The organism is Bacillus sp. MT94 (assembly GCF_058792475.1).
In genome coordinates this window covers 538,916-561,993 of sequence record NZ_JBXAEZ010000003.1, presented here as the reverse complement: position 1 = coordinate 561,993, position 23,078 = coordinate 538,916, and the positions used below count along the sequence as shown (strand labels likewise).

Sequence of the window (23,078 nt, the reverse complement as noted above, 5' to 3'; positions counted from 1 at the left end):
TTATCGTCTTTGTATGTAAAAATCATAAAATACCGGTTGTTTCAATGATTCTTGTTTGAGGAAGAAAAATAAAAAGCCAAGGAGAAAATTTATTTTCTCCTTGGCTTTTAAGATAATTCTTTTCGTTAAAATGCGGAAATTCTTTGCTTCGTTTTTGGTACAATAATAAATTTGATCCAGAGTAACCCAATAATCATAATGATAAGGCTATGTAAAAATTGACCTGTAGCAATGAGTATAACAATTGAAAATACAATGAGTTGAATGCTTAGTAATATGAAAATTAAGCTAAGAAATTGCTTCATTCTTTCTTCAGTACCAATCGGATATAATGCTACAATAATATTTCCCGAAAAATATTTCCACAGTGAACGGAGCTGCATAGAAATCATATATAGAACGATGTAAGCGCTAGCGCCTTTTACGTATATGTTTGGTATGAAATATAAGGCGAAAGCACCGATCAATCCTAAGCGAATATATATACCGAAATAATCATTTCCACGTAAAAATGCTAGTGTATGTAAGTAGAAGAAAGTTGCTCGTTTTTTATGTAATAAAGGTTCAATCCAATTTGTAAGCCATTTTCTTTTATTTACTTGTTTATTCAGTTGCGGAACATCTGTGAAAATGCTAGCAAATTGATAAAAACGAACGTTCATTTTTTCTTCTTGCTCGATTATGTAATCCCAAGGTATTCGTTTTGTAGGCTGTTTTTTCGTATATAGAAGTAGGAAAGCAAGTAGTAAGAGTAGTCCGCCCAATATGAGAACATTTGCGGAATAAAACAGCATGTAAATGATTAAGGCATTACAAGTAATACGGATGATCAGCCATATGTTTTTGTCGTGACTATCACGCCACATCCAATGTATGTACATGTTCCAAGCTTTCGTAATCATTAATACGATAAAGATTGTACACAAAAAAGGTACAGTTAATTGCAATGATTGCATAGCAAGTGGAACGAGAATAAGGAACGTAAATAACAATGGGAAAAGCTGAATGATGTAATTGTATAGAAGAGATTTTTTGAAATAAGATGTTAATTTCTCTTCTAGTGCTAGTAAATAGACAGCATCAGGTTTTTGAATAAATGTACGGATAGGGCATCTCGTTATAATGAATGTAAGTACAATCGTGATGAGTAGTAAAGATATTCCTTTAGAAGGAGATGTTTTTAGAAACTGAGCATAGTAGTATGCGCCAACGCATGAAATAAAGATAAAGCTATATAGTAAACCGTTAATCATACGTGCAAAGTATGTAATGATATTTTGAATATGTTGTTGGAAGCGACTGCTCCAAAGCGATTCGATTGACATGTTTTTCACCTCTTTGTTCTATTATATATGTTTTACAAAAGAAAAAACGAGCAAATTGCGTTATGCAACTTGCCCGTTTTTCTTTTCGTTATTTTTTTTCTGATCACGATTCATTAATGGATAGAAAGCAAATCCAATTACGAATAAACCAATTCCGAGAAGGAACGTTTTTATATCGGATGCGCCGGTTTTAATAACCCATAGTGCGTAGCAAAGTGCGATAACTGCGACTATGCCATCTGTAATTCTTGCCCGCATTTCATTTTTATATGTTTCACCAGTTGCGACTAGTTTTAACTGGAAGATTGGTGAAACGAGATATGGAATGAGGTAGGCCAGTGTTGATACGGTAATAACGAATGTATAAGCTTCCGCAATGGTTCCTGATAATGTTGAGAATAGGAACACTTGCGACATAATGTTTGTTAATCGTAATGAGTAAATTGGACTTCCTTTTTTGTTTGTTTTCGTGAAGAAGGAAGGGAAGAAACCTTCTTTTGCTGCTTGATAAGGTACTTCTGAGCTTAATAAAATCCAGCCTAAGATAGAACCGAACAGGGAAGTAAGAGCAAGTAATGCCATCAGTTTCCCACCGCCATGACCCATTGCAGCGTTTAATGCATCTGCTAATGGACGTTCAGAAGCTTGTAATTTATCAACGTGAAGTACACCCATTGTTAAAATTGTAATTCCTAAGTAAATCGCAACTGTAATAAGTAATCCCGCAACTGTTGCACGTTTTACCGTTTTTGGAGAAACAGCACGGTTTGATAAAAGAACGGCTGATTCAATTCCGATAAACGCCCAAAGCGTTGTAAGAGCCGCTAAATTTACTTGTGAAAGAAGACCGTGTGATGCACCTGATTTATCGATCATCGGTGTGTACCATTGTCCAAATTTAGAAGCTTCGAATGCAAATAACGTAACGACGATGAATAAAAGGAATCCAGTTACTTTCGTTGTTGTTGCTAAGAAGTTTAGTTTTCCAGCTCCGCTTACACCATTTGTTAATATAATATGAGTTCCCCAAAGTAAGATGGAACAAATCGTAAATGTAATTAGTTTTCCGACTTCTATGTTAAAAGAACCGATTGAAAATAGCAGTCGCGTATCTTTCATAATTGGGAAGAAGAGTGATAAATATCCCGCAAATGATGTAATGATGGCAACGTTACTTGCCCAGTTTGCAACCCAATATCCCCATACCATACTGAAACCAGCCATTTTTTTCTTTTTTGGTGTTGAGAATAAAGCATATGCATGACTTTGTGGTCCTGTCGTTAAATCAGGACGACGAATTGCTAAATTACCGAAAACAAGAGCTAGCATTAAAACACCAAATCCTGTTGTTAACCAAGCTAAAGTGACACCGAGTGGGCTTGCTGTTTGTGCCAACGTACTTGGCACCATGAAAATACCAGCGCCAACCATGTTACCGACAACGAAAGCTGTTAGTACCCAAAAGCCCCATTTTTTTTGTTGCATAGAAAATACCTCCAAAGTTAGTATAACCAAGTCAAGCGAGGAGATATGTATGTCTTCCTGAGTCAGGAAGAGAAGTCCCAAACAAAACAAAAAAAGCACGTAATCTGCCGCTACATGCTTTCTATCTTATAAGAAACCCACGACATACCTCTCGATAGCTCTCCACAAACGAAACGTTTGTGACAGTTCTGCACTTATTAAATGCAGACCCAGCAAGCGTGCATGGTGGACACGACTTACTTCGGCAACCATTCCTTTCTCATTCCTTCATCAATGCCACTACATCTCCTGAAATGATACTCTTAATGATTGCAACCTCTACCTCACCGAGATACGAATGAGGATTTAAATATTAAATTAACGTCTTTAAGAGTAACAAATGTATTTTTATACGTCAATGGATATAGTAATAATCAGATTATAGAGAAGAGTTTGTGATTAAAAAGGGGGTTAGGAGAAGATGTAACGATTATTAGTTCTGCAGAAGAAACAGCGATAGAGTTAAGTACCATTTTACAGCACAAAGGAATTTTGTCTGACAATCTGAATCCGAAGCATCGTTTTTTTACAACGGGATCTGTTTTATCATTTGAACATATTGCTGAGCGATGGCTAGGATATCACATTTCTGTAGAATGTGTGGATTTACCCGTAAAGAATGCTCGTATCTGTAATTAGACTGTATTAAAGTACTTTTTGTTCAATAAATTAGGTTAGTTGCATAAGAAGGAAAAAATGCACTTTTAATTGAAAGGATTAAGGTCATTTCAATTAAAGGGGAGATTGGATTATGGAATTATCAAGATCTCAATTATTTGCTTTAGAATATATTTCAAAATATGCAGAGAACGAAAAACGTAGGGCTAAAGCAACGATTAATCATATACTTAAAATGTCTAATATTACAGATGAAATATTTGAAGAAGCTGTCGCTAATTTAAAATCTCATGCAAGGATTGCTTTACACTTTCATCCAGACAGACTAGATTCGAATATGAAAAGAGTTGCTGAAGCACTGTTTGAGCAAGGAGTATATAAAAGTCAATTTGAAACGTTGCTATCTAATGGAAGCGTATCTGCTTACCCTGGTGGTGAACGTGACCTTTGGGAAAAGAGAATATTTGGAGGGGCATATCAATTAGAAGGCGTAACGAATGATCAACGTCCAAAATACGGAGCGCTAAATTTGATGTTACATCCAGATGGGCCGGCTCCGCGTTTTGGATCCTGTTATTTTCTCTTATCTCCAAAAGTTTCTTCGCGCTCTACATATACATATTTAGATTCACATCAAGATCCGAAAGAAAAGGGGACTTATGAGGAGTTTGATATGATTTTAGCTGCTCTTTTGGAAGAGGCATTCGTAAGAGATTTTGCAATTGGTGAAGGAAATTTGACTCCAACAATAATAATTAATCATTTATTGGCTAATCTGAAAAGGCCGTTTATAGATTTAGTAAGCAAAGAGCCAGCCCGTAATCTTAATCATTATATTGAAGCGCAGATTCATGGAGAGATTTCTCTTAAAGAAGACGTAGAGGTGCTTGTTGCAGATCCTTCATTTAAGGGTACGGATGTAGGAAGAGTTTTAGAAGAAATTTGCCTGAAGTATGCTATTGATTTGTATTGGCACATCGGTTTTGTACTTGCGGTAGACGAAGTTCCGATGGATTTTAGAGGTTCAAAAATGCCATCTTTAGCAAGACGTATTGCACGGAATCATTGTATCGATGCAAATATAATTGGCTCTGCTGTAGTGGATTTGAAACGCAATCCATTATCTTGGAGTGATCGTGGAACTTATGAAGAAGTGCTTCAGGAATTAAAATTATTATGGCATGTTTTAGTTCGATTTGGAAAACCAAATCAGAAGTAGAACGAAATACTCCGTTTTTGGAAGTATTTATATAGAAAAGAAGCTGATCTATTTATAGATCAGCTTCTTTTTATAAGATTAAACTAAGTTTAATACAGTTACTTTTTCACGTGTCATAGACTCAAGGCTCTTACGAATACCTTGTGCGCCCATACCTGAACCTTTTACACCGATGAATGGGAAGTGGTCAGGGCCGCGCTCTGTACGTCCGTTAATTTGAACAGAACCAGTTTCGATTTTGTTAGCAATTGCAAATGCTTTGTTAATGTCTTTTGTGAAGACACTTGCTTGCAGACCGAACTCTGATTTGTTAGCAATTTCAATTGCTTGCTCGTCTGAAGAAACACGGATGATTGGAAGGATTGGGCCGAATGGCTCTTCCCAAGCAACTTTCATCTCTTCTGTTACGTGATCGATTAATGTTGGGTAAATTAAGTTACGCTCACGTTTGTTACCGATAACGATTGTAGCACCTTTTTCTACAGCGTCGTCAACTAAACCTTGAACGAAGTCAGCAGACTTGTCGTCGATTAATGGAACGATTGTGCTATCTTGTTCTGGAGATCCAACTGATAGTTCAGCTACTTGTGCTTTTAATAAGCTAACAAGCTCGTCCGCTACGTTTTCGTGTACAAGTACACGTTTAATAGCTGTACAACGTTGACCAGAGTAAGAGAATGCACCGCTTACGATATGGTTTGCAGCATCTTGTAAGTCAGCATCTTCACGAACGATACCAGGATCTTTACCACCAAGTTCTAATACAAGTGGAATCATTGAAGCTTTTTTCGCTAAATGTTTACCTGTGTTTGTACCACCTGTGAACGATACCATATTGATGCCTTCGTGTTCTACTAAGTAGTCACCAATTACAGAACCGCGTCCTGTAGCTACGTTTACAAGACCTTTTGGAAGGCCAGCTTTGTGAAGTGCTTCAACCATTTTAATACCACTAATTGCACCTTGAGTTGCTGGTTTGAAAATAACAGCGTTACCCATAATTAATGCTGGTGCAAGTTTTGCAGCAGATAAGTTTACTGGGTAGTTAAATGGTGCGATTGCTAATACAACACCAAGTGGTGCGCGTTGGATGATCGCAAGTTTCGATTTCGTTCCGCCAGGGAAGCTATCGCCCATCATGCTTTCTCCGTGCATATGTAAAGCTTCTTCGATCGTGTAACGAATGAAGTCAGCTGTACGAACAACTTCTTTCTTCGCATCTTTATAGCCTTTACCGACTTCTTTCATAATGATATCGGCAATTTCATCCTGCATATTTACGAGCTCATCAGCCCATTTATATAAGTATTTTGCGCGATCTTGTAGGGAAGCTTCAGCCCATGATTTTTGAGCTTCTTTTGCAGATGCAATTGCTTCATCTACTTCTCCGCGAGTAATTGCTTGTACTTGTCCAATTACTTCGTGTAAGTATGGAGATGGAATTTCGATTGTTTCTCCTGAAGAGCTTTCTCTCCATTCTCCGTCTAAATAAAATTTGTACGTATTGCTAGTTGTCATGATTAGTCCTCCTAAAATAGCAACTTGTAAGAGTGAGTATAAGGTGATTGTAGGGGGTTTGATAACATTTTTCAAATGAAATGTTTGTGAAAACGATTTCTTATTCTTTTTTTATTTTGTATGCCCTTTCTTACAGAACATTCTTTTATTTCAAACTGATTTATTATGTCATGAACCATTTGCATTTTCGTGCATTTTACTTTATGTGTAAAAAAACAATTGACAGAATACTCAATAAAGTTGTAAGATTATAAATGGAAAATAAATGAAGGGGGTGTGCGTAATGATTGTAATTGTAAATGTAATGAGCTTAGGTCTGTTAAATGGCAGAAAACATTTATATCATTACGCAACCCGTGCGGATATATAGGGCATCTTTGTCTTATAAAAAGCGTACGTTGCGTATATCGTAACGTACGCTTTTTATGCATTCCTGTGCATATCGTCAAGCGGCGGTATGCTTTTTTTTGTTTATTTTCCATATTCCTATATAAAACTTTGGAAGGTGGAAAAATGTGATGAGATTGTATGGGTTACGAAATGTAAATGTAATGGGTTTGGATAGTGGATAAAGAAATGAGAAGTAAACGAGAACGAGAAGGGAGAGGTTACATTGTTATCAGTATTACTAAAGTTAAAGTGGTTTTTTAAAGAGCACTGGAAGAGATATAGTATTGCCATTGGAGCTCTTTTAATTGTGAATATAGTTGAAGTGATTCCCCCGAAAGTGTTAGGGGTTACGATAGATAACATAAAAACAGGAACGTTATCAAACGAAGCTATTATACAGTCTATTCTTATTTTAATAGGGGTTACGATCGTTGGATATGGCCTCACTTTCGTATGGCAACATCAATTGTTTGGCGGTGCATTTGTACTTGAGAAAACGATGCGCTCTAAATTTATGGGTCATTTACTTAAGATGACGCCGACTTTTTATCAAAAAAATCGTACTGGCGACTTAATGGCGAGGGCAACGAATGATTTAAAAGCAATCGCTATGACAGCTGGTTTTGGTATATTAACGCTTGTAGATTCTAGTTTATACATGCTTACGATCGTTTTTATGATGGGATTTACAATTAGTTGGGAGCTTACATTTGCAGCGCTTATCCCGCTTCCAATTATGGCGTATGCGATGAATATATATGGAAAGAAATTGCATGAAAGATTTACCGTTGCGCAAGATGCGTTTGGTGATATGAACGATAAAGTGCTTGAATCAATCGCTGGTGTGCGCGTTATTCGTGCATACGTACAAGAGAATGCAGACGAGGAAAGATTTCATCATTTAGGAGATGACGTCTACGAAAAAAATATGAAGGTAGCGAGAATTGATGCATTATTCCAACCAACTGTGAAAATGCTTGTCGGTCTTAGTTATTTAATCGGTTTAGTGTACGGTGCATACCTTGTGTTCCAGTCAAAGGTGACGCTTGGTGAACTCGTTTCTTTTAACGTGTATTTAGGGATGATGATTTGGCCGATGTTTGCAATTGGTGAATTAATTAATGTTATGCAAAGAGGAAATGCTTCGCTTGACCGTGTGAATGAAACGTTAGCGTATGAGCCAGATGTAAAGAATCCGAAACATCCAAAGCTTGTGCAAGAGCCGGATTATATTCAGTTTGATGATGTGTCTTTCTCATATCCTTCATCAACTGAAGAAAATTTAAAAAAGGTTTCTTTCACATTAAAGCAAGGAGAAACGCTAGGGGTTGTCGGAAAAACAGGAAGCGGGAAAACGACGCTTGTACGTCAGCTTCTTCGCCAATATCCGCTTGGAGATGGAGATATTGCAGTTTCTGATGTGACATTAGATAAAATAACGAATGAAAATGTACTCGGGTGGATTGGCTATGTACCGCAGGAGCATATTTTGTTCTCAAAAACAGCGCGAGAAAATATTTTATTCGGAAATAGGGAAGCGACTGAAGACGAACTCGAGAAAGCGATTGAAATTGCGGCGTTTAAAAAGGATTTAGAGTTTTTACCAGAAGGGTTAGAAACGCTCGTTGGAGAGAAAGGTGTTTCTTTATCAGGAGGGCAAAAACAAAGGATCTCGATTGCACGAGCTGTTATTCAAAATCCAGAAATTTTAATTTTGGATGATTCTTTATCAGCTGTAGATGCTCGTACGGAAGCAGCGATCATTGAAAATATAAGAACAGAAAGAAGCGGAAAGACGACGATTATTACGACGCATCGTTTATCTGCAGTGCAACATGCGGATTGGATTCTCGTTATGGACGAAGGTGAAGTAATGGAAGAAGGTACACATGCTCAGCTTATCCAAAAGGGAGGCTGGTATGCTGAACAGTTTGAAAGACAACAAGGTGAAAGTGAAAGTGCGGATAGTGGGGTGAAAATATGAGCGTTTCAAAACGATTGTTTCAATACGCGATGAAAGTGAAAGGGACGATTTTTGCAGCGATGCTGATGTTATTAATTTTCGTCATTGCAGAGCTTGCTGGTCCTTTCGTCGCTAAAACGATGATTGATGATCATATCGTCGGGATAGAGAAACCTTGGTATGAAACAGAAAAGAGTGAAGAAGCTGTTTCATATAATGGCGCGTTTTATAAGCGAAGTGATCGCTTTGAACAAGGCGAGACAAAAGGTAAAGAAGTACGCGTAATGCAAGTCGGTTTTCAATATTACTTTGTACCGAATAAAGTGAATATTGAAGGATCACGTACTGTAAAAGGAGATATGATTACCGTTCAAAATGGTAAGGCGGTGCAAGTGTATAAAGCGAAGGCATTAACGAAAGAAGAAGTGTTTGCGTTTTATAAACCAGAAATAAACCGTCTATTATTACTTGGTGGTGGCTATTTCGCTTTATTAGTAGTCGTATCATTATTTGCATACGGAAAGCAGTTCTTTTTGCAGAAGGCAGCGAACAAAATTATTCAAATTATGAGGGAGGATGTTTTCTCTCATATTCAAACGTTGCCAATTTGGTACTTTGATCATTTACCGGCAGGGAAAATTGTTTCGCGTGTGACGAATGATACAGAGGCCATTCGTGATTTATATGTAACGGTGCTGGCAACATTCGTTTCTAGTATCATCTATATTATTGGGATATTCGCTGCGCTATTTTTATTAGATGTGAAGCTCGCTTCATTATGTTTATTAATTATCCCAATTTTAATTGTTTGGGCGATTCTTTATAGAAAATATGCGTCTGTATATAATCATAAAATGCGCTCTCGTTTATCTGATATTAATGGAACGGTGAATGAATCCATTCAAGGGATGCCGATTATTCAAGCGTTCCGTCAAGAGCGTGAAACGAAAAAAGAGTTTGAAGAATTAAATGGCGATTATTTTAAGTATCAAAATAAAATTTTAAATTTAAATGCAGCAACTTCACACAATTTGGTATCCGTATTAAGAAATATCGCTTTCACAGGAGTGATTTGGTATTTTGGCGGTGCGTCATTAAGTGCTACAGGTATTATTTCACTTGGGGTACTGTATGCGTTCGTCGATTATTTAACACGATTATTCTCGCCAATTACGAATATGGTGAATCAGCTTGCAAACTTAGAGCAAGCGCGCGTTGCATCAGAACGTGTCTTTGAATTGTTAGAGGAAAAAGGGGAAGCGGTAGAAGAAGAACGTATGCCTCGTTTAAAAGGAAATGTGAAATTTGATAATGTATCATTTTCTTATAATGGAAAAGATGAAGTGTTAAAAAATATTTCTTTTGAAGCGAAACAAGGCGAGACAGTGGCACTTGTCGGTCATACTGGATCAGGAAAAAGTTCTATTATGAATGTACTCTTTCAATTTTATGAGTTTGAAAAAGGAAAGCTTACGATTGATGGTCATGATGTAAGAGAAATGCCGAAACAAGCAACTCGTGAGCATATGGGAATCGTATTGCAAGACCCGTTTTTATTTAGCGGGACGGTCGCTTCCAATGTAAGCTTAGAGAACGAAAAAATTTCAAAAGAGCGTATCATAAAAGCATTGCATGATGTTGGTGCTGAAAGATTTGCAAACAATATAAATGAAGAAATTACAGAAAAGGGAAGTACGCTTTCCACTGGAGAACGTCAGCTTATTTCATTTGCTAGGGCACTTGCTTTTGATCCAGCTATCTTAATTTTAGATGAAGCAACGTCTAGTATTGATACAGAAACAGAGGCGATGATTCAACAAGCACTAGAAGTTGTGAAAAAAGGAAGAACGACATTTATTATTGCTCACCGTCTTTCAACAATTAAAAGTGCGGATCAAATTATTGTACTCGATAGAGGAACAATCTTAGAAAAAGGCTCTCATGATGAATTGATGAAAAAGCGTGGGCGTTATTACGATATGTACAAAACGCAAATGGAAGGAAACCAGAGCGCTTAATGCGGGGAAGAACTTGCGATTGTCGCAAGTTCTTTTTTGTTGGCAAAATGTCGGCGATAAAGGTACATAATTAAGAAGTATTATTTTACCTTTCCTACAATTGATGCTATATTAAAAAATGTTACTTATTTTTTGTATGTATCGTTATTTTTCCCTTTTGTTTGATTATGAAGAAAAAGGATAAACTAAATAAGAACATTTTCATTGAAAAATTGTTCAAGATTGCATACAATCAATATAGTTTTTAAATTCCTATCAGAATACTTGGAGGATTACAATCATGAAGAAATTATTTTCAGTGCTTGCAGTAACTACATTAGCGATCGGGATTGTAGCCGGCTGCGGTAAAGAAGAGAAAAAAGATACAGCTAGTCAAGACGCGTTACAAAAGATTAAACAAAGCGGTGAACTTGTAATTGGTACAGAAGGTACATACCCACCATTTACGTTCCACGATTCAAGCAATAAATTAACTGGATTTGATGTTGAACTATCAGAAGAAGTTGCAAAACGTTTAGGTGTAAAACCTGTATTTAAAGAAACACAATGGGATAGCTTACTTGCTGGTCTTGATGCAAAACGTTTCGATATGGTTGCAAACGAAGTTGGTATTCGTGAAGATCGTCAAAAGAAATACGATTTCTCTAAGCCATACGTTTCATCTTCAGCGGCATTAGTTATTGCAAAAGATAAAGATAAGCCTGCTACATTTGCTGATGTAAAAGGACTAAAAGGAGCACAATCTTTAACGAGTAACTATGCAGATATCGCTAAGAAAAATGGTGCGGAAATTATTGGTGTAGAAGGATTTAGCCAAGCAGCAGAATTATTAGCTTCAGGACGCGTTGATTTTACAATTAATGATAAGTTATCAGTATTAAATTATTTAGAAACGAAAAAAGATGCGAAAATTAAAATTGTAGATACTGAAAAAGAAGCTTCAGAAAGTGGATTCTTATTCCGTAAAGGTAGCGATAAGCTTGTACAAGAAGTAGATAAAGCGTTAGAAGATATGAAAAAAGACGGTACGTATGACAAAATAACGAAAAAATGGTTCGGTGAAAATGTATCTAAGTAGTGCATTGGTTTCAGATCGATTGTCTACTTGGATAGATATTATGCAGACTTCCTTCATGCCTATGCTGAAGGAAGCTGTTTTTACAACAATTCCATTAACGCTTATTACATTTATTATCGGGATTATACTGGCAACGTTAACAGCGCTCGCACGTATTTCTGGTAGTCGTATTTTACAATGGATTGCTCGTATCTATGTATCTATCATTCGCGGAACGCCACTTCTTGTACAATTATTTATTATTTTCTATGGACTTCCAACTCTTAATATTGAAGTTGAGCCATATACAGCAGCAGTTGTTGGATTTTCATTAAATGTCGGTGCATATGCATCGGAAATTATTCGTGCTTCTATCCTTTCCATTCCGAAAGGGCAGTGGGAAGCAGCTTACACAATTGGGATGACATACCCGCAAGCGTTAAAACGTGTTATTTTACCACAAGCAACGCGTGTATCAATCCCGCCGCTTTCGAATACATTTATTAGCTTAGTGAAGGATACTTCATTAGCATCGTTAATTTTAGTAACAGAAATGTTCCGAAAAGCGCAGGAAATTGCGGCAATGAACTATGAGTTTTTAATTGTTTATTTCGAAGCAGGTCTTATTTATTGGGTTATTTGTTTCTTATTATCAATCGTACAACAGATGTTAGAAAAGCGTTCAGAACGCTATACGTTAAAATAATCCTTTTACAAAAGGAGTTTTTGTTTTTATGATTTCAATTCAGCACTTACAAAAAAGTTTCGGAGATAATACCGTACTAAAGCATATAGATTTATCAGTTGAGAAGGGCGAGGTTGTTGTTATTATTGGGCCGTCTGGATCTGGTAAAACGACATTCTTGCGTTGTCTCAACGTACTAGAAACACCGGATGCTGGTAATATTAGCATCGGTAATAAAGAGCTTAATTTCGCTCAAAAAGTATCGAAGAAAGATATTGTAAATCTTCGTACACAAACAGGTATGGTCTTCCAGCACCATAACTTATTCCCTCATTTAACAGCACTTCAGAATGTAATGGAAGGGCTCATTACAGTGAAAAAAGTAGGGAAAGAAGAAGCAAAGAAAAAAGCAAACTATTTCCTTGAAAAAGTTGGTTTAGCAGATAAAGTGGATTTATATCCATTCCAATTATCAGGTGGACAACAACAGCGCGTTGGAATTGCGCGTGCGCTTGCGATGGAGCCAGAAGTGTTACTATTTGATGAGCCGACTTCAGCGCTTGATCCTGAACTCGTTCAAGAAGTTTTGAAAGTAATGAAAGAACTTGCTAAAGAAGGCATGACGATGGTTATTGTAACGCACGAAATGCGTTTTGCACATCAAATTGCCAACCGTGTTATTTTCATGGATGGTGGTGTCGTTGTCGAACAAGGTACACCAGAAGAAGTATTTACAAATCCAAAAGAAGAACGTACGAAGAAGTTTTTACAAATGTTGCAATAAATTAAGGAAGGTCTCAAGGCATATGCCTTGAGACCTTTTTGCCATATATATTTATTTGTGGAATCCGCCAAGGCTTTGCTCAGCCATTGCAACTAGACGTTTTGTAATTTCTCCACCAACTGAACCGTTAGCGCGAGCCGTAGAATCTGCTCCTAATTGTACACCAAATTCTTGAGCGATTTCGTACTTCATTTGATCGATTGCAGCTGTTGCACCTGGTACTACTAATTGATTTGAAGAATTTTGGTTTGCCATAGGAATATATCCTCCTTAGAGTTATAAAAATTTTTTTGGTTGGACTAGCTGGAGTTGAACCAGATTATCGCCCCGGTTGGCGCTAATCCATCGGTAATTAAGTTTGTACTCATAGTATGGATGTTACCTAGAAAGATATACAAAATAATAATTTGTAAATTTTGTCAAAAAAACGTATTGATTTCGTAAATTATGAAATAAGAGTAATCGTTGTATTTTTAAGAAAACAGGCCAAACTAAGGAGGATATTAAATATAATTTTCTCATTGTAGCCTGCTACTTGTAGGCTAATCATTAGCTTCTTATTTATGATTTATTGAAATGAAATCGGTAGCAACTTCATAGTTCTATTTTTAAGTAGGGATGGAGTGATCGCTCCTATGCATGGGTAGGTGCTCTCTTCAATCTAAAAAAGAGAGGCTTTAAACGATAACGTATGGAGGAATCATGATGGGGATTTGCCCGCTTTGCAACGCATTAGAATCACAAACATATTCTTGTCAAAATTGCCAAAGTATACTCCAAGATTATGGGAAGTCTGTAGATTACATAGACGATTATAGTGCCTATATGGATCAAGAATTATTAAGTGCAGTAGATGGTTTAACGCATAATAATTCAAATGAATATTGCAATCATATTTTTTATTGCGGAGTATGTAACGTGGAAACTGAGGTTGTAGTGAAACTTGTGTAAATAGAAAACTTCCACCTTATTATCTTGGTGGAAGTTTTTGTTTTTGTATTTGTGAGTGAATCATAGGGGAAGGGATATGTTCGGTGTTTGATGAAGTCCCGGATTTGATTTGAGACATTTTTTCTTTTGTATCACGTAAAGAATGTTCCGTTAAGTAGACGGCATATTCGTAAAATAATTGGCGCGTCATTTCACTTTGTTCTTTTAATTTTTTATCTTGAAATACAGTTCGCCCAGGTTTAGAGTTGGCTTCAAAGAGCCACGGATTTTCCTTTGTGTCTAAACCGATATCAAAACCGATTTCTCCAATATTTCCGGTTACTTGTTCATCGAGCGCGTAACTTATTTGTAAGGCAGTATGTTTTAATTTATTTTCAATTTGAACTTGTTTCGTTGAATCTGGAAAAAGTTCTTGTAGCAATTTTGTATCACCGCCGCTATTTACGTGCGTTGTTAAACTGCCTTTGCCGGCAATTTTGGCGACGATTGCACTAACTATCCAATTACCGAAATGATTTTTATTTGTATGAATGCGGAAATCAACAGGTTGCCCATCAAAGCGAAGTAACGAAATACCTTGCTGTACGATAAACTTTTTTAAATCATGTCCTTTTAATACGTGGTTTAGAAGAGTTTCTAATGATTGATACTTTCTCAGTTTATTTTCTTCATTTTCGCGATAACGACAGTAGTAGCAATTCTCTGTTTGAGAATAAAATATTTGATGAATATTTCTACCAAAGCTCCCGTGTATTGGTTTCATGTACACAGATTTATACGTGCCAAGAAACCGTTCTACTTGTTCAAAATGCTGAAATGCTTCTGTGTTTGGTAATAAGGGTCTAATTGATTCGTCTTTCATAAGAAGTTGATGAACTTCCCATTTATTAAAAAAACCTGGGTTAAACCATGGGATAGAGTAGTCATGTTCTAACTTTCTTTTTGCTCTGACGATCGGTTTATAATTTTCTGCTTGTCGATTCGGTAATCGATCGTAAATGACATTTGGTAAAGGGACTTTTTTCTTTATCCATTGTTTCTCTTGAAAGAAATATCCTTCAATCGTTTCTTCTTCCCAGTTTATATGTTGAACGCCAAAGACGAATACGAACGGTCGTAATGAGAATGGTGGTGTTAACAACTCACTGAGAGCAATTGAACGATTTCCTAAAGGGTTAGAAGAATCATCGTTAAAGCCAGTTGTAAAAATGCCGATTAATGGTCCGAAAATAATTGTTTGGTTTTGTGTGAATGCATGAATAGTAGTGGATTGAGGTAGTAAAAGTTTTTCGGCAATATGTTTTCCGATAATAATTTCGCGAGTAAAGGAATAATGAATTTTCACCTCTTCACTTGCAATGTGACGTATACCGAAGGAGAGGGATGTAATAGGTGGCGTAATAGAAAAAACGTAAGGTAAAGTAATACTATTTGGATGTTCATCTGAAATGTTTAATGTATATATATGTTCTTTCAAAATAGGTTTACCTCCTTTCATTATGGTGTAAAGCGACTGAATTTAAGTGGTCCGTGAAATATCTTTTCAGCTAATGAATCACTATGACGAATGTATTGTTCGTAAGGGGGAATCGTGTTGACATACATAAGCCAAATTGCGCCTTTTTGATCCATAATTGTGGAAAGTTCTAGTTCAAATAACGAAGAATAAGACTGATCTAGTGTTTGGAATACTTCATTTACAATGTCGTGTAAAGCATCTTGCAATAGTTGCACACCCGTACTAGATAGTACGTATTTAATTTTTGAAAATGAATGTAATGAATCATCGGCCGTTGCTGAGGGTAAAAGTTGATTAGGAAATGAGCTTTTTTGTATAAATTGACCGATAACAGTCCAAGTTTGTTCTTTGTTTTTTTGCAAAATGGTTCGAATGTGGAGTGGATATGTTAATTGATTTGGTGGTTGTAGCATAGTGTGTGCTATGTAACGGGATGAACGTATGTTAGATTTACACCAAGATATAAATTCGTCTGTCCGTTTGTTTGTAATAGAAGTATGGTATTTTTCATTTACTGTATCGATATGAAACGTTTTATTTTTGTAAGCAATTCGATATAAGTTATCCTTAGAATGTATATTAGTGGGGCGTATAATAATATCTTTAGTTTTTAACAACAGTTTGAAAATGTTTTGTATCGTTGCAATTTCAAATTTTGGTATATAAGGAGACAGTTTTTTATTAGTGAGAAATAAATCATGTAGTTCACTTAAATTAATAAGTGTGTTATTTAAAAAGGTAGTGGAAGGACGATTGTGCAAAGAGTGAATAATTGATTTTGCTTTTTCAAAGTCTGTTTCCTCGTGAAAAGAATAACGATCATATATATAAGAAGGAATAGGGAATGTTTGCTCTTTCCATTTTCCTGTATCTGTATCGTAAATAAGACCAGAAATAAGGTCTGTTTTAGAATCAATACAAAATGGCGTAAACTGGGCAACGACATTATGATAAAGCCGAGCGCGTTTAGCGATTTCGGTGTAATACGTTTGTTCGTAATGAAGTTTAGAAGCTAAAAGACCGAGAACCAACGAAATCACTCCTTTACTACTATTTGCATAATAGGCGAAGCTATATATTGCAAATACGTTTTTATACCATTATACTTTTGTCCGTATGATGATATGCTATAGTTTTGGAGAAGTGAAAGGTTGATTGTAATGAATATATGGTTAAATATGTTAACGACGACAGGACTCGGAGCAATTATTGGGGGATATACGAATCATTTAGCGATAAAAATGTTATTTCGTCCTCATCGTCCTATTTATATCGGAAAGTTTCAAGTTCCATTTACACCAGGGTTAATTCCGAAGCGTCGTGATGAACTTGCTGTTCAATTAGGAAATATGGTTGTAGAACATTTGTTAACACCAGAAGGAATTGAAAAAAAGCTAACAAATGAAGAGTTTCAAAAAGGTTTAATTCACTGGGCGCAAGTGGAAGTGGATAAAGTAATTACGAATGAACAATCACTGCGACATATGTTAGAAAAATGGAATGTAGCGCATGTAGAAGAAGAAGCGACTCGAAAAATCGAACATGTTATTACAGAAAAAATTCATGCATTTTTAGCAGAGTATTATACATATACATGGGAACAGGCTTTACCTCATTCTGTAAATGAAAAAGTAGAGAATGCGATTCCGAATGTCTCGGCGTTTATTTTAGAGCGAGGAATTAGCCTTTTTGAAAGTGAAGAAGGGAAAGCACGTCTTTCAAAAATGATTGATGATTTCTTTGCTTCTCGCGGAACGCTACTTAACTTAGTCGGAATGTTTTTAGGAAATGTAAGTGTAGTGGATCGTGTGCAGCCAGAAGTTATTAAGTTTTTAGGTCAAGATGGTACAAAGCAGCTTTTAACTGACGTACTGCAAAAAGAGTGGGAAAAGTTAAAAGGAAGAGATGTAAAAGAATTAGAAGCATTTGTAGAGAAAGAAATGATTGTAAGCTCCGTGCTGTCAGCAGTTAAAGTAGAGGAAACAGTGAGTAAGTTTTTAAATCAATCTGTTCAGCAAGTATGTGAGCCGGTTCGAGAAACAATTATTGAAAAAGTGGTTCCGAGTGCAGTAAAGAAAGGCTTGAAGTGGGGAACAGAAAACGTAGAGAGTATACTAAATAATCTACACCTTGCGGAAATTGTTCAGCAAGAAGTGTCTACATTCTCAACAGAAAGATTAGAAGACTTAGTTCTGTCTATTACGAAAAACGAATTGAAAATGATTACGTATTTAGGAGCATTATTAGGTGGAATGATCGGTCTCATGCAAGGATTGTTACTATTGTTTCTTAGATAATAAGGTGAGTACATAGAAATAAAAGTGAAATTTCTTCACATCTCTTGCATAGTTTGATATGGTAAGAAGAGGTGCGTATGTAAATGCACTGAAAAGGCAGTGCGTATGAAAAGCGCTAGCCTTCTAAAGGAGGAAAAATAAAATGACAAAGAACATTCATGATGTTGCATATGAATTACAAAAAGCAATCGCTGAAAACGAAGACTTCAAAACTTTAAAAGAGAGCTACGCAGCAGTTCAAGCTGACACAGCTTCAAAGAATTTATTCGATGAGTTCCGTACAATGCAACTTAGCCTACAACAAAAAATGATGCAAGGCCAAGAAATCACTGAAGAAGACAACCAACAAGCACAAGAAGTTGTAGCTCGCATTCAACAAGATGCTAAAATTACAAAATTAATGGAAACTGAGCAACGCCTAAACGTTGTAATCGGTGACGTTAACAAAATTATCATGAAGCCACTTGAAGAATTATATAGTGCGCAACAACAAGCTTAATAGTGGAAGACGCTCCTAGTTTAGGAGCGTCTTTTTTGTTGTAGAAAAAGGCTTATATTTGGAATAAGGGGAACTGTACGTTTTATATTATATATCCGAATAACTCATGTTCGGTAAAGCGTAATCAATTTTTGATGAAATATGAATAAACTTTCATTAGTATTAACTAAGGTTTTTCTTTAAAATTACATATTAGGACAAGGAGGAAGGTGAACTGTGAGGCGTTGTATCGAGTTATATCACTTTAAATATGAAATATCATTAAAAAAGTTGGTACATGTGATGATGGAAAGTGATTTTTTATCAAAATTCTCAGCTATTAGGAATTTTACTTATAAATGAGTCTGAAATTAGGATAAATAATATTAGTATTACAACTAACAAAGTAGAGATTTATTGAATGAATGATAAATTCTATCTAACAAATGTGAATGATAATGTGAAAGTTATTCTATATTAGAGGATAACTATATTTTTTGTGCTTATAACCGTTAAATGAAATGTGTATGCTTTAATTTATGATGACAAAATGTAGAAAATGGAGTTATTGCTGTAGTTAAAAAGGAGTTTTGTACAAAAGTGATTCGAGTATTTAAGTATGAATATCAATTGATTGTAACGTTACTATCGCTTAGTTTATTTAGTTATTTTGCAATCGAAATTATGTTATATCCTAGGATAGGGATTGAGATAGAGCATCAAGAAAATCATTTGGTGATTAATAATATTGTGAAAAATAGCTGGGCAGCAGAACAAGATCTAGCAGTCGGGGATATTATTGAAAAAATAGATGGGATTCTCCCTGATGATAACTCTAATATTTCATTATATGGTGCTACTGAAAGGGTAAAGAAAATTACAATGAAGAAAGGGGGAACAATAGAAGAATATAAAGTAGAGTATAATCCGTACGATAAGCAATTGGTTTATCATCTTTTTTTACCAACTGTGTTTTATCTAACGTGTTTTTTTGTGGCTACATATATTTTAATACGTGCTCCATACTTGAATGCAGGAACGAAAGATTTAATCTATTTTCTGCATTGTTTAGGAATGAGTTACATTAGTATTATGGCGGGGTTACGAAAAGATTCAATAGCGTATATTGTAGTTGCTATTTCTTTAACGTACTCAGTTGTCTTTTTTATAAAATTTATGGACATGTTTACGAAAAACTTGAAGATAAGGTTTATAACAAAAACAAAATTAATCTACATAAATATAATAGCGTTTATTTTAGTTTGTTTAACCATTTTTGTTTATTTAAAATATAATGATTTATCGACGAGTTATATTATATTGTTAAGTTCTGTTTTGTTTTTATTAACAGTATATGTATTGTTTAGATTTTATTTTAAAAGTAGAAAAAGTTATTATTTTAAGTTTATAAGAGTTATTATTATGAGCACAATCATATCAGCCATGCCATTTATATTCTTATTTTTAATTCCTAATTTGATAAATTACAAAGAAATAATAAGTGTCGAGACGACAGCGATCTTTTTTTTATTGGTTCCAATTTGTATTTTTTATATGATTATTGAAGGGAAAATATTTGATTATAATTTTGTTATTCATAGAGTTCAATATTATGCTTTACTGTCGATATGTCTAACGGGTTTCATCGTTATACTAGGGATTTTAATTTTCCACAATACTAGCGATAACATATTAGATGTTATTCGATTTGCTGGTATCTTGTTTGTTTCGTTAATGCTTTCTTGCTTTATAAAGGATTATTTGGATTTTAAATTAAGGAAAAAATTATATCATTCTCAGAAAAATTATCAGTTTAGTTTACATAGATTTTTACATCAGGCAAAAAATGAATATAAGTTTTCAAACTTAATTGTTAGCATAAAGAGAGAAATCAATGATGTATTAAGAATAGAAGAAATATGCTGTATTGAAGTGAGTAAAGGGGATAATTCGCTCCAAATTATTGGGGATGGAAATGTTTCTGAAGATGTGCTAAAGCAATTGAATGGATATCAGTTAGAGACATATACTGTTGGTTCCATTATACAATTAGAAGATCATTTTGTGTTTGTTTTGTCCATTTCAGCAAAAACAATGATTATATTGTTATGTAAATCTAATAATAGGAGAGGTTTGAACATTCAAGAAATTGGATGGTTAGAGACATTGTGTAGTTATGCTGATTTATTATTAGAATGCTCATATCAAGTGGAAGAATTAGTGAATCAGTTGCAAACGATAAATGAACCGAAACAGCCTCCAATTTGGCTTTCAAAGTTACTATTTAATTTGTCTGAAAAAGAGCGGACAAATTTGGCGAGTGATATTCATGATGGTGTATTACAAGACCAAATACGCTTGTCTAGGAAATTAGAGGAATATCATAAAGATATTCCAGATGTCGATATGAAAAAAATAATTAACGAAGTATATGAAGATGTCTTAGATCATATTTATGTCATTCGTGAAACATGTAATAACTTACGTCCTCCATTTCTATATGAATTAGGTTTGAAAAAAGCATTATTAGATTTATTTAAACAAGTAAATCTTAAAGCTACATTTTTCTTCTATTATGAAATTCAAGATAATATTATTCTACCTAATGTAGAATATGAACAAGCAATTTATAGAATTATTCAGGAGTTATTAAATAATGCACTAAAGCATTCAAAAGCTTCTAAAGTTACAATTCGATTATATGAGCAAAATGGATATTTGAATTTAACTTATGATGATGATGGGATAGGAATGGGGATAGATTTAGACGAGTTAAATCATTCTTATAGTAGTTTAGGTTTATCCGGGATTGTAGCTAGAATTCATAGTTTAGGTGGAGAAATGTCAATAGATTCAAAGGTGAATAATGGATTAAAGATTAAAGTTAGTATGAAAATTGATTAATTGATTCAATCTTTAGATGTGGAAGGGATGAAAAAATGATTTCTGTTCTTGTTGTAGATGATCACGTTGCAGTTGGCCTAGGGACTAAAGCATTAATTGAAAGATATGATGATATAGAGGCTGATGTTTTCCATGATAGTGAAGAAATAAGAGAAGTTATGCATAATAAACAGTATGATGTATATTTAATAGATTTACAAATGCCAAAAATAAATGGTTTAGAGCTTTCTAAATATATACTTAGTGTGCAACCAGAAGCAGCTATTCTTATTTTTACAGGATTTGATGTGCTTGCACATTATAATTTATTAATAGATAACGGAGTACTTGGTGTATTAAGTAAAACTTCTTCTGAGAAAGAAGTGGTAAACGCAATCCGCCATGCAGTGAAAAAAGAAGTAGTTCTTTCTCATCAACTTGTAAGACAGTTAAGGATAGTAGAAAATGCATCTAATATAAATGTAGAAGGCGAAATGAAAAATATAATTTCTTTAAATGATGAAGAGAAGATGATTCTAGTTGAAGTTGGTAAAGGAAAAACAAATAGAGAGCTTGCCGAAATATTAAACTTAAGTCAAAGATCGGTAGAATATAAATTGACCGACATATTTCATAAGTTACAAGTTTCATCAAGAATGGAAGCAGTACAAAAGGCGAAAGAACTATGGTTTATTCCAACTATAAATTTTTAATGTAGCTCTTTATTAAGTTGCGGTATTCACGCAAGAAAAATGCGTGAATACGAGAGGAATGTTCGGTGATATAAATGGAAGAATATAGTATAGTTACATTAAAGGCAAAATAAACTCGCGAGGACTAACAGCTTAATATATTGCCTTTTATTAGGATGTATAGTCGTATTCAAGTATATACTAATTAATAACAATCAATATAAATAGAATTATTTGAAAGACAGTCAATTATTTTAAGACACGGTAAAAAATTGCTGTAATAAGTTATTAGTATTGCATTGTTAAAAGAGTAATTTAGGGTTGAGTTACTCCAATTGATAAAAATCCTATACTTTGTCAATATAGTGATTTTATCGTCCATTATTTGTTGTTATTTTGCGTTTGTTGTTTTTACTTGGGCCTCCTTTAAGGAGGCCTTTTTTTATGGGAAACGGATGAAGTGCATCCTTACACATAATAAAGCGTCTTTAAAATTCCCATATGTTGGGCTGTTTTAAAGAGGGATGTATAATCTAACATGTATTATCACTTACTGAAATACTCAGTTTTAATGTTCTTTTCCTTCAAAAACTCTTCAATTTCTTTTTGCTTCCTACCATTAACTTTCTCAAAGCGCTTTGTAAAAGAGAAATCAGTTTTGAATAAGTTACCATCTTGAGCGAATTTTTCCATTTCCTGATCTAATTCTACTGAAAGTGCTGTAGATGCTGAAATATAATTATGAATTTCCTTCGAAGGCTGTTTGTAATCAGCAGGAATCGTATTGTTACTAATAAAATGATGGAAGTTCGCATCGTTTTGTTGAGCTAAATCTATTAGTTTTTGTAATTTATCCCGGTCGGACTCAGTAACCTTCTCGTCAGACATGGCTGACGAAAGTGGAACGATGTTTTCGTATAACTCTCCGCTATAATCTAAATAAGTTTTTATATTTTGCTTCATTTCGTCTTCATTAATAGTTTCGTTTTTCTTTGAGGAACTAAATATATTTTCTGGAACTTTAATAGCAACATCTTTAATAGATTGTACATCGTTTTCTTCCTTAGGTTGTACACTGTTTGAACAAGCTGATAGAAATAAAATTGTAAGTAACGTGAGTAGGTATAAAATATACTTTTTCATATTAATCTCCTTTT

The 23,078-nt window shown here is 34.8% G+C and carries 18 protein-coding genes, 1 pseudogene and 1 riboswitch; of the genes and pseudogenes, 12 read left to right on the top strand and 7 right to left on the bottom strand.

Annotated features, from left to right (window positions below):
- Window positions 1-125: 125 nt before the first annotated feature.
- Both AC1Q51_RS14540 and AC1Q51_RS14535 read right to left on the bottom strand, forming a co-directional pair.
- Complete coding sequence (locus AC1Q51_RS14540; protein WP_492331574.1) at window positions 126-1,325, bottom strand: ABC transporter permease; 1,200 nt, start codon at window positions 1,323-1,325, stop codon at window positions 126-128.
- A gap of 60 nt (window positions 1,326-1,385) precedes the next feature.
- Window positions 1,386-2,810, bottom strand: coding sequence for an amino acid permease (locus AC1Q51_RS14535; protein ID WP_023521252.1), 1,425 nt, complete (start codon window positions 2,808-2,810; stop codon window positions 1,386-1,388).
- A gap of 147 nt (window positions 2,811-2,957) precedes the next feature.
- Window positions 2,958-3,139: riboswitch (Lysine riboswitch) on the bottom strand.
- A 109-nt stretch (window positions 3,140-3,248) separates the two neighbouring features.
- Here AC1Q51_RS14535 and AC1Q51_RS14530 point away from each other — a divergent pair.
- Both AC1Q51_RS14530 and AC1Q51_RS14525 read left to right on the top strand, forming a co-directional pair.
- Window positions 3,249-3,488 (top strand): annotated as a pseudogene (locus AC1Q51_RS14530) (glutamate racemase); the annotation flags it as partial.
- A gap of 112 nt (window positions 3,489-3,600) precedes the next feature.
- Complete coding sequence (locus tag AC1Q51_RS14525; protein ID WP_090978500.1) at window positions 3,601-4,686, top strand: DUF3626 domain-containing protein; 1,086 nt, start codon at window positions 3,601-3,603, stop codon at window positions 4,684-4,686.
- A gap of 78 nt (window positions 4,687-4,764) precedes the next feature.
- Here the strand turns inward: AC1Q51_RS14525 and gapN are convergent, their stop codons facing one another.
- The gene (gapN, locus tag AC1Q51_RS14520; RefSeq protein ID WP_000213615.1) at window positions 4,765-6,204 is read right to left on the bottom strand and encodes an NADP-dependent glyceraldehyde-3-phosphate dehydrogenase; all 1,440 of its coding nucleotides are present in this window, start codon (window positions 6,202-6,204) and stop codon (window positions 4,765-4,767) included.
- A gap of 613 nt (window positions 6,205-6,817) precedes the next feature.
- Between gapN and AC1Q51_RS14515 the strand changes: the two genes are divergently transcribed.
- From AC1Q51_RS14515 to AC1Q51_RS14495, 5 genes are all read left to right on the top strand, one after another.
- Complete coding sequence (locus tag AC1Q51_RS14515; protein ID WP_098236897.1) at window positions 6,818-8,578, top strand: ABC transporter ATP-binding protein; 1,761 nt, start codon at window positions 6,818-6,820, stop codon at window positions 8,576-8,578.
- Window positions 8,575-10,575, top strand: coding sequence for an ABC transporter ATP-binding protein (locus tag AC1Q51_RS14510; RefSeq protein ID WP_492331573.1), 2,001 nt, complete (start codon window positions 8,575-8,577; stop codon window positions 10,573-10,575). The genes AC1Q51_RS14515 and AC1Q51_RS14510 overlap by 4 nt, the downstream gene beginning before the upstream one ends.
- 280 nt (window positions 10,576-10,855) lie before the next feature.
- Window positions 10,856-11,653 carry an amino acid ABC transporter substrate-binding protein gene (locus AC1Q51_RS14505; RefSeq protein ID WP_000732856.1) on the top strand — a complete coding sequence of 266 codons (798 nt, stop codon included), beginning with the start codon at window positions 10,856-10,858 and terminating at the stop codon, window positions 11,651-11,653.
- Entirely contained in the window at window positions 11,640-12,338 is a 699-nt protein-coding gene (locus AC1Q51_RS14500) for an amino acid ABC transporter permease (RefSeq protein WP_000281499.1), read from the top strand. Before AC1Q51_RS14505 ends, AC1Q51_RS14500 begins: the two co-directional genes overlap by 14 nt.
- A 28-nt stretch (window positions 12,339-12,366) precedes the next feature.
- Window positions 12,367-13,101: an amino acid ABC transporter ATP-binding protein gene (locus AC1Q51_RS14495; protein ID WP_000623591.1), complete on the top strand. Its 735-nt coding sequence runs from the start codon at window positions 12,367-12,369 to the stop codon at window positions 13,099-13,101.
- Between the two features lie 51 nt (window positions 13,102-13,152).
- On the opposite strand, the gene sasP is transcribed toward AC1Q51_RS14495, so the two are convergent.
- A complete protein-coding gene (gene sasP, locus AC1Q51_RS14490) occupies window positions 13,153-13,356 on the bottom strand; it encodes a small acid-soluble spore protein, SasP family (protein WP_000013338.1) in 204 nt (67 codons plus the stop codon).
- A 450-nt stretch (window positions 13,357-13,806) separates the two neighbouring features.
- Here sasP and AC1Q51_RS14485 point away from each other — a divergent pair, with 450 nt between their 5' ends.
- Complete coding sequence (locus AC1Q51_RS14485) at window positions 13,807-14,052, top strand: hypothetical protein (protein WP_000510474.1); 246 nt, start codon at window positions 13,807-13,809, stop codon at window positions 14,050-14,052.
- Window positions 14,053-14,071: 19 nt separating this feature from the next.
- Here AC1Q51_RS14485 and AC1Q51_RS14480 read toward each other — a convergent pair whose 3' ends face one another.
- Entirely contained in the window at window positions 14,072-15,529 is a 1,458-nt protein-coding gene (locus AC1Q51_RS14480; RefSeq protein ID WP_063245587.1) for a YheC/YheD family endospore coat-associated protein, read from the bottom strand.
- A gap of 20 nt (window positions 15,530-15,549) precedes the next feature.
- On the bottom strand, window positions 15,550-16,602 hold the full coding sequence (locus AC1Q51_RS14475; protein WP_097925127.1) for a YheC/YheD family endospore coat-associated protein: 1,053 nt from the start codon (window positions 16,600-16,602) through the stop codon (window positions 15,550-15,552).
- Between the two features lie 129 nt (window positions 16,603-16,731).
- Between AC1Q51_RS14475 and AC1Q51_RS14470 the strand changes: the two genes are divergently transcribed.
- The 4 genes from AC1Q51_RS14470 (at window position 16,732) to AC1Q51_RS14455 (ending at window position 21,942) form a co-directional block, all read left to right on the top strand.
- Window positions 16,732-17,868, top strand: a complete 1,137-nt coding sequence (locus tag AC1Q51_RS14470; protein ID WP_492331572.1) for a DUF445 domain-containing protein — start codon at window positions 16,732-16,734, stop codon at window positions 17,866-17,868.
- 142 nt (window positions 17,869-18,010) lie between these two features.
- Window positions 18,011-18,367 (top strand): YlbF/YmcA family competence regulator, encoded by a 357-nt coding sequence (locus AC1Q51_RS14465; protein ID WP_000164614.1) that lies wholly within the window; start codon window positions 18,011-18,013, stop codon window positions 18,365-18,367.
- 579 nt (window positions 18,368-18,946) lie between these two features.
- Window positions 18,947-21,250 carry an ATP-binding protein gene (locus AC1Q51_RS14460; RefSeq protein WP_097925124.1) on the top strand — a complete coding sequence of 768 codons (2,304 nt, stop codon included), beginning with the start codon at window positions 18,947-18,949 and terminating at the stop codon, window positions 21,248-21,250.
- A gap of 35 nt (window positions 21,251-21,285) precedes the next feature.
- Window positions 21,286-21,942 (top strand): response regulator transcription factor, encoded by a 657-nt coding sequence (locus tag AC1Q51_RS14455; protein WP_000626498.1) that lies wholly within the window; start codon window positions 21,286-21,288, stop codon window positions 21,940-21,942.
- A gap of 525 nt (window positions 21,943-22,467) precedes the next feature.
- On the opposite strand, the gene AC1Q51_RS14450 is transcribed toward AC1Q51_RS14455, so the two are convergent.
- Window positions 22,468-23,064, bottom strand: coding sequence for an NDxxF motif lipoprotein (locus AC1Q51_RS14450; protein WP_492331571.1), 597 nt, complete (start codon window positions 23,062-23,064; stop codon window positions 22,468-22,470).
- Window positions 23,065-23,078: the final 14 nt, after the last annotated feature.

What these genes read in the sequence shown, in the direction of transcription:
- AC1Q51_RS14540 (WP_492331574.1), bottom strand. Translation starts at nt 1,325, where the DNA reads ATGTCAATCGAATCGCTTTGGAGCAGTCGCTTCCAACAACATATTCAA.
- AC1Q51_RS14535 (WP_023521252.1), bottom strand. Translation starts at nt 2,810, where the DNA reads ATGCAACAAAAAAAATGGGGCTTTTGGGTACTAACAGCTTTCGTTGTC.
- AC1Q51_RS14525 (WP_090978500.1), top strand. Translation starts at nt 3,601, where the DNA reads ATGGAATTATCAAGATCTCAATTATTTGCTTTAGAATATATTTCAAAA.
- gapN (WP_000213615.1), bottom strand. Translation starts at nt 6,204, where the DNA reads ATGACAACTAGCAATACGTACAAATTTTATTTAGACGGAGAATGGAGA.
- AC1Q51_RS14510 (WP_492331573.1), top strand. Translation starts at nt 8,575, where the DNA reads ATGAGCGTTTCAAAACGATTGTTTCAATACGCGATGAAAGTGAAAGGG.
- AC1Q51_RS14505 (WP_000732856.1), top strand. Translation starts at nt 10,856, where the DNA reads ATGAAGAAATTATTTTCAGTGCTTGCAGTAACTACATTAGCGATCGGG.
- AC1Q51_RS14500 (WP_000281499.1), top strand. Translation starts at nt 11,640, where the DNA reads ATGTATCTAAGTAGTGCATTGGTTTCAGATCGATTGTCTACTTGGATA.
- AC1Q51_RS14495 (WP_000623591.1), top strand. Translation starts at nt 12,367, where the DNA reads ATGATTTCAATTCAGCACTTACAAAAAAGTTTCGGAGATAATACCGTA.
- sasP (WP_000013338.1), bottom strand. Translation starts at nt 13,356, where the DNA reads ATGGCAAACCAAAATTCTTCAAATCAATTAGTAGTACCAGGTGCAACA.
- AC1Q51_RS14485 (WP_000510474.1), top strand. Translation starts at nt 13,807, where the DNA reads ATGGGGATTTGCCCGCTTTGCAACGCATTAGAATCACAAACATATTCT.
- AC1Q51_RS14470 (WP_492331572.1), top strand. Translation starts at nt 16,732, where the DNA reads ATGAATATATGGTTAAATATGTTAACGACGACAGGACTCGGAGCAATT.
- AC1Q51_RS14465 (WP_000164614.1), top strand. Translation starts at nt 18,011, where the DNA reads ATGACAAAGAACATTCATGATGTTGCATATGAATTACAAAAAGCAATC.
- AC1Q51_RS14455 (WP_000626498.1), top strand. Translation starts at nt 21,286, where the DNA reads ATGATTTCTGTTCTTGTTGTAGATGATCACGTTGCAGTTGGCCTAGGG.
- AC1Q51_RS14450 (WP_492331571.1), bottom strand. Translation starts at nt 23,064, where the DNA reads ATGAAAAAGTATATTTTATACCTACTCACGTTACTTACAATTTTATTT.